Source organism: Actinomadura bangladeshensis (assembly GCF_004348335.1).
Taxonomy (GTDB): domain Bacteria; phylum Actinomycetota; class Actinomycetes; order Streptosporangiales; family Streptosporangiaceae; genus Spirillospora; species Spirillospora bangladeshensis.
In genome coordinates, this window is record NZ_SMJW01000272.1 from 1 (window position 1) to 10,266 (window position 10,266).

Below are 10,266 nucleotides of genomic sequence, written 5' to 3' on the forward strand. Positions count from 1 at the left end.
GTGTACGCCGGGGTGCTCGTGGGGGGCGCGGGGGCTGTCGGTGTTGTGCTGGAGCGGGTGAGCCGGCGGTTCGGGGTGCATGGGCTTGCCACTGCGGTGGCTACCTGGGCTGTGCTCGGCGGGACGTCGTTGGGCCGTGAGGGGCTCGCCATGGCCCGTGTTCTGGAGCAAGGCGATCTGGAGGCTGCCAGGGCGCGGCTCTCCCATTTGTGCGCGCGGGATCCCGAGGGGATGGACGCGCCGGGGTTGAGCAGGGCGGTCGTGGAGTCGGTCGCCGAGAACACCTCGGACGCGTCGGTGGCCCCGCTGGTCTGGGGAGCGGTGGCGGGCATTCCGGGGCTGCTGATGTATCGGGCCATCAACACGCTGGACGCGATGGTCGGGTACCGGAGTCCGAGATATGAGCGGTTCGGGTGGGCGGCGGCGAGATTGGACGATGTCGCCAATTGGGTTCCGGCGCGGGTGACCGCGGGATTGGTCGTGGCCTGCGGGAGGCCGGGGGCTTGGCGGGTGCTCAGGCGGGACGGGAAGAAGCACCCGAGCCCCAATGCCGGGCAGGTCGAGGCGGCGTTCGCGGGTGCGCTCGATGTGCGGCTGGGCGGTGTCAATGCCTATGGGGGACGTGTTGAACGGCGTCCCGAGATGGGGGACGGCAGGGTGCCCGAGGTGAGGGACATCAGGAGGGCCGTCAAGCTTTCGGCGGCCGTGACGTTCGCTGCGGCGGTGGTGATCGGGGTGCTGCGGTGAGCGGGCTGCTCGTGGCGGGGACGACGTCGGACGCCGGTAAGAGCGTCGTCACGGCGGGACTGTGCCGCTGGCTGGCCGGGCAAGGCGTGAAGGTCGCGCCGTTCAAGGCCCAGAACATGTCGCTGAATTCGATGGTGACGAGTGACGGGGCGGAGATCGGGCGGGCGCAGTACATGCAGGCCCAGGCGGCGGGCGTCGAGCCGCGTGCCGTGATGAATCCCGTGCTGCTGAAGCCGGGCAGCGATCGGCGCAGCCAGGTCGTCGTTCTGGGGCGGCCCGTCGCGGAGGTCGACGCGCTGGAGTACGGCCGCCACAAGGAGAGGCTCAAGGCCGTCGTGCTCGAAAGCCTTGAGGAGTTGCGGGCCGAGTACGACGTCGTGGTCTGCGAGGGCGCGGGAAGCCCGGCCGAGATCAATCTGCGCGGCGGCGACATCGTGAACATGGGCCTGGCGCGGGCGGCCGACCTGCCGGTCGTGGTCGTCGGCGATATCGATCGCGGTGGGGTCTTCGCTTCCCTCTACGGAACGGTCGCGCTGCTGGAAGAGGCAGACCAGGCTCTTATCGCGGGATTCGTCATCAACAAGTTCCGGGGCGCGTACGAGTTGCTCAAGCCGGGGCTGGAGCAGCTCGAAGCCCTCACAGGGCGGCGGACGTTGGGCGTTCTGCCCTGGAAACTCGGTCTGTATCTCGATTCCGAGGACACCCTGGCGCTGGACGCCCCCCGACCCGACGCCAAGGGCCCCTACGGGAAGGAGACGCTCCGGATCGCCGTCGTCCGGTTCCCCCGCATCTCGAACTTCACCGACCTGGACGCCCTGGCATGCGAGCCGGGCGTCATCGTCAGGTACGCGGCCAGCGTCGGCGACCTCGCGGAGGCCGATCTCGTCGTCCTTCCGGGTACCAGGGCCACGGTGAGCGATCTCGAATGGCTGCGCGACAGGGGAATGGCCGACGAAATCCTGAGGCGGGCCAGAGAAGGGCGCCCTGTGCTCGGCATCTGCGGCGGCTACCAGATGCTCGCCGAGGAGATCGTCGACCGCATCGAGTCCCGGCAGGGAACAGCGCACGGACTCGGCCTTCTACCGGCGAGAGTCGAATTCGGGGAGGAGAAGATCCTCGGACGTCCCACCGGCGAAGCCTACGGCGAGGACGTCCACGCCTACGAGATCCACCACGGCGTCGTCACCGCACACGGCGAGCCATTCCTGGACGGCTGCCGGAAAGGCGCCGTCTGGGGCACGACCTGGCACGGCGCCATGGAGAACGACGCCTTCAGAAGGGCCTTCCTCAAGGACGTGGCCCAGCACGCCCGAAGGGATTTCACCCCCGCCCCCGACGTGTCGTTCCACCAACTCAGAGAGGCCACCCTCGATGCGCTCGGCGATCTCATCGAGGAGCACATGGACACCGACGCCCTGTGGCGGATCATCGAGAAGGGCGCGCCCGCCGGGCTGCCCGTCGTCCCTCCCGGTGGCGCCCCGGAACCGCCCGCCGCGGCGGTAAGGTGATCCACTCAGGCCGCACCAGGTACCAGGAGGAACGTCCCGTGACCGACCCGCGGTCCAGTCTGATCGTCCCGCTGATGAAGGCGCGGGTGCCGGCGGAGGTCCAGTTGGAGTTCCCGCTGCCCGCCGACGAGGAGCCGATCCGCGACCCGTTCGCCGGCGACCTGTACGTCACCTACGCGCTGGAGATCGCCGACGAGGGCGTCCCGTCCGGCCGCCGCCACGAGCAGGTCGCGCGCCGGCACTGCGCCGAGCTGAACGTGGCGCCGGGCGAGCTGCGCCGCCGCGCGGTGATCAATCTGCGCGACCTGCGGCCGGAGCTGAGCCTCAGCTGGTATCCGGACGTCCGCGCCGTGACGGTGTCGCTCGGCGGCACACCCGGCCGCGGCAGCCTGGAGTCGGGACTGCTGCTCGACGAGGGGTTCCTGGAGAAGCTGGCGCAGGACGTCGACGGCGACCTCGTCGTGGCGGCGCCCGCGCGGGACGTGTTCGTGGCGTCCGGTACCGGCCACCCCGACGGCGTCGACAAGCTGCGCTGGGCGGTCGCGCAGGTGTGGGCCGAGGACCGCGACAACGCCGACCCGGGCTGGGACGTCCCGGCGGCGAGCCTGCTCACGCACAACCTGATGGTGCGCCGCGCCGGCGCCTGGGACGTCCTCGCCGCGTGACGGTCACGACAGCTGCTTGAACTCGGGCCACAGCTGCGTCCACGAGGCGCGCTGCCCGCGGCAGACCCAGACCGGTTTGCCCTGTTCCTGGTTGTCGAGGCCGACGCCGTTGTCGATGCGCGCCACCGGGCGCACGTCCGACCAGAACCGCCGCAGCCCGGCGCCCTCGGCGACGGTGTCCGGGCCGACCACGATGGTGGGGCCGCCCGTGTCCGGCGGGCGCCCGAAGTACCAGTAGCCGTTGTGGCCGCTGTAGGCGCGGGGCAGGCCGAGGCCGGGCCCGTACTTGTCGAGCGCCCCGGCCTCGCCGTAGTTGCCGACGACGATCGTCGCCGCGGACCGCTCGTCCGGCGGCAGCGCGCGGTAGACGCCGGCGACCTGCGCGGCGAAGCGCGGCCAGCCGACCGTCTCGGCCGCGTCCGCGTTGATCACCGGCTGCGGCGTGCCGGCCAGCCACGTCACCGGGTAGACGGGCAGCGTCAGCAGCACCGTCGTGATCCCGGTGATCACGTACACCGGGGCGGACGTGAGCCACCCGAAGCCGCGCGGCGCGCCGTTCCGCTCGACCTCGACGGCCCCGGCGGCCCAGAGCGCCGCCCACAGCCCGCTCAGGTAGTACGGCTTGCCGGCGGTGATCAGGAACAGGACGTTCAGCAGCAGGTACGCGTGCCCGAGGAACCGGAACGTCCGCAGGCCATCGGACCGGTACGTCCGCCACAGCCCGTAGATCCACAGCCAGGACGTGAACATGCCGGTCAGGATGAGCTGGAACGGGACGAATCCGGGCCGTCCGGCGAAGTCCCCCTTGTCGGCGATCGCGCTCGCCATGTCGAGTTGCGGCCAGCCGTGCCGCGCCTGCCACACCAGCCCGGGGACGACCGCCAGGACGGCGACGAGCGCCCCGGCGGCGAGCATCGGACGCCGCAGGAACTCGCGCGGCCCCGCCACCAGCAGCCCGATCACCAGCGCGGCCAGCAGGAACGCCGCCAGGTACTTCACGTTCAGCGCCAGCGCGGCCACGGCGCCGACGGCGAGCAGCAGCCGCTGGTCGCGGGTCCGCACCCACCGGACGACCAGCCACACGATCGCCGTCGACAGCAGCAGGTCGAGCGTCGCCGTGTAGAACGTGTGCCCGATCGCCACGGCGAAGGGACACACCGTGTAGGACGCGGCCGTCAGCAGTTGCGCGCGCCGCCCGCCGCCCATCTCGCGCGCCGTCAGCGCGGCGACGATGACGCCGGCGGAGGAGAACAGCGCGGCCGGGACGCGCAGCGCGACGAGCGAGTCGCCGAACACCGCGGTGACCGCCCGCGCGATCAGCGGCAGCAGCGGCGGCTGGTCGGGATACCCCCAGGCCAGATGCCGTCCGGCCACCCGGAAGTACAGCTCGTCGCGGTGGTAGCCGTAGCGTGCGCTGAGGGCCAGCAGCAGCACCCCGAGCGCGCCCGCCATCAGCAGTACCGGCCGCCAGGCCGGCACCGGCGCGCCGGACGAGGTCTCGGCAGGCCGCGACGCCTCGGACGCAGGGGCGGTCATGATCCAGACTTTGGCAGAGATTGTGGCCTAAGTCACGATCGTCGCGCCGTCCGCCCCCGGACACCGCAGCGGCGCGGCGGCGGGAGAATATTCAGTGGGCCGGTGTCGGACATGCTGCGTAGTGTGCGGCCATGGTTTCGCTGCATCAGGTGCTGGCATTCTCGGTGATGGCGTTCGCGATCATCATCATCCCCGGGCCGTCCGTGCTGTTCGTCGTGGGACGGGCGCTGGCGCACGGGCGCCGCACCGCGCTCGCCGGCGTCGTGGGCGGGGTGCTCGCCGCGCTCGTGCTGACGGCCGCCGTCGCGGTCGGCATCGGGTCGATCGTGGAGCGGTCGGTGGTCGTGTTCACCGCGTTGAAGATCGTCGGCGCGGTCTACATCGTCTATCTGGGGGTGCAGGCCATCCGGCACCGCCGCTCGCTGCAGGAGGCGGTCGGCGCGGACGAGGCGGGCGGGACGGGCGGACGCGCGCTCCTCCAGGGCTTCGTCGTCGGCGTCACGAACCCGAAGACGACGGTGTTCTTCGCGGCCGTCCTGCCGCAGTTCGTGGTCCGCGAGCACGGCCACGCCACCCTGCAGATGATGGTGTTCGGGCTGATCTTCGCGGTCATCGCGCTGCTCAGCGACAGCGTGTGGGGCATCGCCGCCGGGACGGCCCGCGCGTGGTTCGCGAGTTCACCGCGCCGCCTCGCGGCCATCGGCGGCACCGGCGGCCTGATGATGATCGGCCTCGGCGTGACCGTCGCCGCCACCGGCCGCAAGGACTGATCCCGCCCCGCGCTCAGACGGAGCAGAGCGAGAAGTCGTCGAAGGTCGCGCGCTGCTCCACCGACGGATCGCCGGCGCGGGCGACGATCAGGCCGCTCTTGCCGGGCTCCCCGAACTCACCCGGGTGCTCGTGGTCGGTGCCGGTGGCGACGGCCTCGCCGTTCACCCACAGGCCCAGCCGCATGCCGGCGTCATCGGGCAGGCAGGCGGCCTGGACGCGGTTGCCCCGGTCCTTGCGCAGGCCGGTGGCGAATCCCGTCTGCAGGTCTTCGAGCTTGTCGGGCGCCATCCAGGCGATGCGCGCCTGCCCGCTGCCCCGGACCAGGAACGCGTACCCCGTGCCCTCGTCGCTGCGGCAGAACACCCCGGCCTCCGCGTCGGGGCCGCCGAGCCGGACCTCCACCTCCAGGAGCTGCGAGTCCGGAACGCCCCGCACGGGCGCCGCCACGGTCGTGTGGCTCAGTGACGGGACGAGCCGGACCTCATAGCTCCGGTCCCGGTAGGCCCCGTCGCCGGTCCGCGGCCAGCCCGAGTCCTCCTTGCCGAACTTGTCGTCGAAGATCTTGTCGTCGGCGTCCGGCGGCTGCTCGCCGAGGACGGCGGCGGCCGCGGTGCCGCCCGAGCCGTCCGGCTCCCCACCGCCGTCCGGCAGGTTCCGCAGCCCGAGCAGGGCGGAGATGCCGACGACGGCGGCGACCGCGCCGATGAGGACCCCGTGGTTGCGGTCCGCGCGCCGCCGCCCGTGCGGGGACGCGGACGGCATCGCGCTGGGGGACGGCACCGGAGGCGGCGGCGGTGCCCCCGTCGGATGCGTCGGCGGGACGGAGTCGGCGGCGGTCCGCGACTCCGGCGGTGGCAGCGGCAGCGTGCCGGGCGGCGGCGTCCCGGGCGCCTCCACGGCCGGCGGCTCCGCGGCCGGGGTTTCCGCAGCCGGCGGCTCCGCGGCCGCCGCTCCCGCGGCCGGAAGCCCGGCCGGCGGGGTCCCGGGCGGCTCGTCCTCGCCGGTCAGCGCCTGGATCAGCTGCTTCACCGCCGGGCGTCCCGCCGGGTCCTTGGCGAGCGACCGCTCCACCAGTTCCCGCACCGCCGGGTCCAGGCCCTCCAGGTCGGGTTCGGCGGACATCACCCGGTTGATCGTCTCCAGAAGGGCCCCGCCGCCGAACGGGGAGCGTCCCGTGCCCGCGTAGGCGACGACGCACCCCCAGGAGAACACGTCCGCCGCCGGGGTGATCTCCTCGCCCCGCATCAGCTCCGGCGCGATGTAGGCGGGCGTGCCGACGAACTGGCCGGTTCTGGTCGGCCCGTCGGTGGCGTCCAGCGCCCGCGCGATGCCGAAGTCGATCACGCGCGGCCCGGTCGGGGACAGCAGCACGTTGGACGGCTTGAGGTCGCGGTGCACGATCCCGGCGGCGTGGATGGCGCTCAGCGCGGTCGCGATGTTGACCGCGAGGGCCTCCAGGTCGCCGCCCCGCAGCGGCCCGCCCTCCCGGACGGCCTCGTCGAGCGAGGAGCCTGCGACGTACTCGGTCACCACGTAGAGGGGGTCGCCGTCCAGCCGGGCGTCTAGCACCGAGGCCGTGCAGAACCGCCGGACCTGCCGCGCGGCCGTCACCTCGCGGCGGAACCGCTCGCGGAACGCCTCGTCGTCGGCCAGCCCCGGGTTGATGACCTTGACCGCGACCCGCCGTCCGGCGTCGTCCTCGCCGAGGAACACGGTGCCCATGCCGCCGCGCCCGAGGCGCGCGGTCAACCGGTACGGGCCGAGCTGCCGCGGGTCACGGTCGCGAAGGGGGGCCTGCATGGCGTCTCCCGGAGCGGAGGAGTCATCGTTTCAGTTTTCGGACGCGCGGACGGGGTGGTCGGTCCCCGTCTGGACGGCGCGCCCGTACGCTTGGACGCCGGGAACGGCGGCCGGGTTCGGGAGGAAGCGTGGACGTTACCGATGACGTGCTCGGCCCAGAGTACGAGGCGATCGAACTGCCGATGGGCCGGGACGCCGAGGGCGAGGTCGTGGCGACGCTCGTGCGCCGCCGGTGCCCCGACCCGTCGCGCCGGGCGGTCCTGTACCTGCACGGGTTCATCGACTACTTCTTCCAGAAGCACCTGGCCGACTTCTACGTGGACCTCGGCTTCGACTTCTACGCGCTCGACCTGCGCAAGTACGGGCGTTCGCTGCGCCCGCACCAGACCCCGAACTACATCGAGAGCCTCTCGGACTACTTCCCGGAGATCGGCGAGGCCGTCCGGATCGTCCGGGACGTGGACGGCCACGACACGCTCCTGCTGAACGGCCACTCCACCGGCGGCCTGATCGCCGCCCTCTGGGCCGACCGGGTGAAGGGCCGCGGCCTGGTCGACGGGCTGTTCCTCAACAGCCCGTTCTTCGACCTCGCCGAGCCGCTCGTCATGCGCAAGGCCGGCGCCGGGCTGGCGCGGGCACTGCGCTCCCGGTTCCCGAAGGCGAAGCTGCCGGCGGGCGTGTCGGACCGGTACCCGCGCAGCCTGCACCGCGAGCACGAGGGCGAATGGGAGTTCGACCTCGCCTGGAAGCCGCTCCTCGGGTTCCCGGTGCGGGCGGCGTGGCTCGCGGCCGTCCGGCGCGGGCAGCTCCGCCTGCACCGGGGCCTGGACGTCGACGTGCCGGTCCTGGTCATGGCGTCGACGCGCAGCGTCCGCCCGACCCGCAAGGTGCTGGACGTGACGGGCGCCGACGCCGTCCTGGACGTCGAGCACATGGCCCGGTACGCGCCCCGGATCGGGCGGCACGTCACGCTCGTCCGGATCGACGGGGGCCTGCACGACCTGGTGCTGTCCGCCGAACCGGCCCGGACGCAGGTGTTCGAGGAGCTCGCCCGCTGGACGAACGGCTACCTCCCGGCCGACCCCGGCCCGGCCGGGGGCTAACTCAAGATCTTCGACATGTCGAAGTCGTCGAAGTCGGCGACGACCTGCTCGGCCTTGTTCCCGCCCCGCTCGGTCTGCAGGCCGACCCAGCCGTTCGGCAGCGGCTGGTCGGTGTCGGTCTCGTCGATGACCTTCTCGCCGTTCACCCAGAGCCGCAGCCGCACCTTCGGGCCGTCCTCCTCCTGCCCCTCGCAGGCGATCTGGACCTTGTTCGGCCCGTCGGAGTCGAACCCGGGGACGGAGTCGGGGACCGCGAGGTCCTTCGTGCCGACGTCACCGTTGAGCTTGCGGAGGACGGCGCCCTTGCCGTCGTGGCGGACGAGGAACACGTACTGCTTCTTGGCGTCCTCGTTGCCCCGGCAGATCATCCCGAACGCGCTGTCGGCGGGCCCCTGCTCGACCGAGACCGTGACGGTCGCGAGCATCGGGTCGGGGAAGTCCTCGGCCTTGTCCTTCGGCACCCAGCGGGTGACCGTCCCGATGGTGCCGCTGGTCTGCATCCGGTACTTGCCGTCCGCGTACCCGTAGGTCTTGTCGTAGATGTCGCCCCAGCCCGAGTCGGGGCTGGAGAAGGCGTCGCTGAACGCGGTCGCCAGGTCGTCGGGCGGGCCGTCCGAACGCAGGAGGGTGAACCCGAGGACGGCGAGCACCACCGCGGCGACGGCCGCGCCGCCGATCGCCAGCGCCCTGCCGGACAGGCCGCCGCCCGACCCGGAACCGGGGCGCGCGTCGCGCCGGGTGACGTCGGGGCCGTGCAGGCCGTTCGGCTGCTGGAAGGCGGTGGGCACGGCGGACGCCTGCGTGCCCGCCCCGGCGTGCCCGCCGCCGGGCCCGGAAGGCCCGGAAGGCCCGTGCCAGCCCGCCTGGACGGTCTCGGCCAGCGTCGCCGGGTCCGTCGTCCCGTTGCCGACGAGCCGCCCGAGCACCTCCTGGACGGACGGCCGGCGCCGCGGGTCCTTGTCGAGGGCGGCGGCGACCACGTCCCGCAGGCCGGGGTCGAGCCCGTCCAGCTTCGGCTCCTCGTGCACGACCCGGTAGAAGATCTCCGGGACGGTGCTGCCCGCGAACGGCGCGGCCCCCGTCCCGGCGTAGGCGACGACGCAGCCCCACGAGAACACGTCGGACGCGGGGGACACCTGCTCGCCGCGCAGCAGCTCGGGCGGCAGGTAGTTCGGCGTCCCGACGAACTGGCCGGTGCGGGTCGGCCCGTCGGTGGCGTCCAGGGCCCGCGCGATGCCGAAGTCGATGACGCGGGGACCGGTGGACGACAGCAGCACGTTCGCGGGCTTGAGGTCGCGGTGCACGATCCCGGCGCCGTGGATGGCGGCGAGCGCCGTCGCGACGCCGACGGCGAGGCCCTCCAGGTCCGAGCCGGGCAGCGGACCGCGCTCGGCGACGGCGCTCTCCAGGCTCGGGCCCTCGATGTACTCGGTGACGACGTACAGCGGGTCGTGGTCGAGTTCGGCGTCCATCACCGGGGCCGTGCAGAACCGGCGGACCTGCCGCGCCGCCGTGACCTCGCGCCGGAACCGGTCCCGGAACGCGCCCTCCCCGGCCAGCTCCCGGTTGATCACCTTCACCGCGACGCGGCGCCCGGCGGTGTCCTCGCCGAGGTAGACGGTTCCCATGCCGCCCCGGCCGAGCCGGCCGATCAGCCGGTAGGGGCCGAGTTCCGCGGGGTCCTCGGGGCGCAGGGCCTCGCCGTTCTCTCCTGCGTGCGTGGTCATCGTGATCGATCCTGAAGGGGAATCGGGGGAGTTGTCCGTAGCACCTTAGTGGGAGGTCCGGCGGGCGCGGGGGAGGGTGCGGAACGGCGGGAGCTTCTCGCCGGTGAGCCCGAACGCGTACGCCACGACGCGGTTCGACCAGCGCTGGCAGCCGACGACCAGCCCGTACAGCGGGCGCGGGTAGCGGCCGGTGAAGGGGATCACCAGCCAGCTGCCCACCATCACGACCACCAGCAGCGCGTACATGACCAGCATCACGACCAGGTGCGGGACGACGAGCAGGCCCCTGAGCAGGGTGAACCAGCGCCTCGGCCCCCGCCATGCGGCAGGGAACGGCAGGTCGACCGTCACGGTCGGCTCCCGGTCCGGCTCCGGCTCCCGCGCCGGGACGGGCTCGGAGGCGTAGGCG

9 protein-coding genes are annotated in these 10,266 nt (G+C 72.8%); 5 read left to right on the forward strand and 4 right to left on the reverse strand.

The window, feature by feature from the left end; all coding sequences use genetic code 11:
* The 3 genes from cbiB to E1284_RS34060 form a co-directional block, all read left to right on the forward strand.
* Positions 1-747 (forward strand): adenosylcobinamide-phosphate synthase CbiB (gene cbiB / locus E1284_RS34050; RefSeq protein ID WP_131944274.1); only part of this gene is annotated, 747 nt, incomplete at its 5' end.
* Positions 744-2,255 carry a cobyric acid synthase gene (locus E1284_RS34055; RefSeq protein WP_131944275.1) on the forward strand — a complete coding sequence of 504 codons (1,512 nt, stop codon included), beginning with the start codon at positions 744-746 and terminating at the stop codon, positions 2,253-2,255. The genes cbiB and E1284_RS34055, both read left to right, overlap by 4 nt.
* A 38-nt stretch (positions 2,256-2,293) precedes the next feature.
* On the forward strand, positions 2,294-2,920 hold the full coding sequence (locus tag E1284_RS34060; protein WP_243714912.1) for a DUF1444 domain-containing protein: 627 nt from the start codon (positions 2,294-2,296) through the stop codon (positions 2,918-2,920).
* Positions 2,921-2,923: 3 nt separating this feature from the next.
* Here E1284_RS34060 and E1284_RS34065 read toward each other — a convergent pair whose 3' ends face one another.
* Entirely contained in the window at positions 2,924-4,456 is a 1,533-nt protein-coding gene (locus E1284_RS34065) for a glycosyltransferase family 39 protein (protein ID WP_131944276.1), read from the reverse strand.
* Between the two features lie 131 nt (positions 4,457-4,587).
* Between E1284_RS34065 and E1284_RS34070 the strand changes: the two genes are divergently transcribed.
* The gene (locus E1284_RS34070; protein WP_131944277.1) at positions 4,588-5,226 is read left to right on the forward strand and encodes a LysE family translocator; all 639 of its coding nucleotides are present in this window, start codon (positions 4,588-4,590) and stop codon (positions 5,224-5,226) included.
* Between the two features lie 13 nt (positions 5,227-5,239).
* On the opposite strand, the gene E1284_RS34075 is transcribed toward E1284_RS34070, so the two are convergent.
* The gene (locus E1284_RS34075) at positions 5,240-7,027 is read right to left on the reverse strand and encodes a serine/threonine-protein kinase (protein ID WP_131944278.1); all 1,788 of its coding nucleotides are present in this window, start codon (positions 7,025-7,027) and stop codon (positions 5,240-5,242) included.
* A 128-nt stretch (positions 7,028-7,155) separates the two neighbouring features.
* Here E1284_RS34075 and E1284_RS34080 point away from each other — a divergent pair, with 128 nt between their 5' ends.
* The gene (locus E1284_RS34080) at positions 7,156-8,130 is read left to right on the forward strand and encodes an alpha/beta hydrolase (RefSeq protein ID WP_207924110.1); all 975 of its coding nucleotides are present in this window, start codon (positions 7,156-7,158) and stop codon (positions 8,128-8,130) included.
* On the opposite strand, the gene E1284_RS34085 is transcribed toward E1284_RS34080, so the two are convergent.
* Entirely contained in the window at positions 8,127-9,857 is a 1,731-nt protein-coding gene (locus E1284_RS34085) for a serine/threonine-protein kinase (protein ID WP_131944279.1), read from the reverse strand. The genes E1284_RS34080 and E1284_RS34085 overlap by 4 nt on opposite strands.
* A 45-nt stretch (positions 9,858-9,902) precedes the next feature.
* Positions 9,903-10,266: DUF4389 domain-containing protein (locus tag E1284_RS34090; protein ID WP_131944280.1), on the reverse strand; the 364-nt coding region annotated here is incomplete at its 5' end.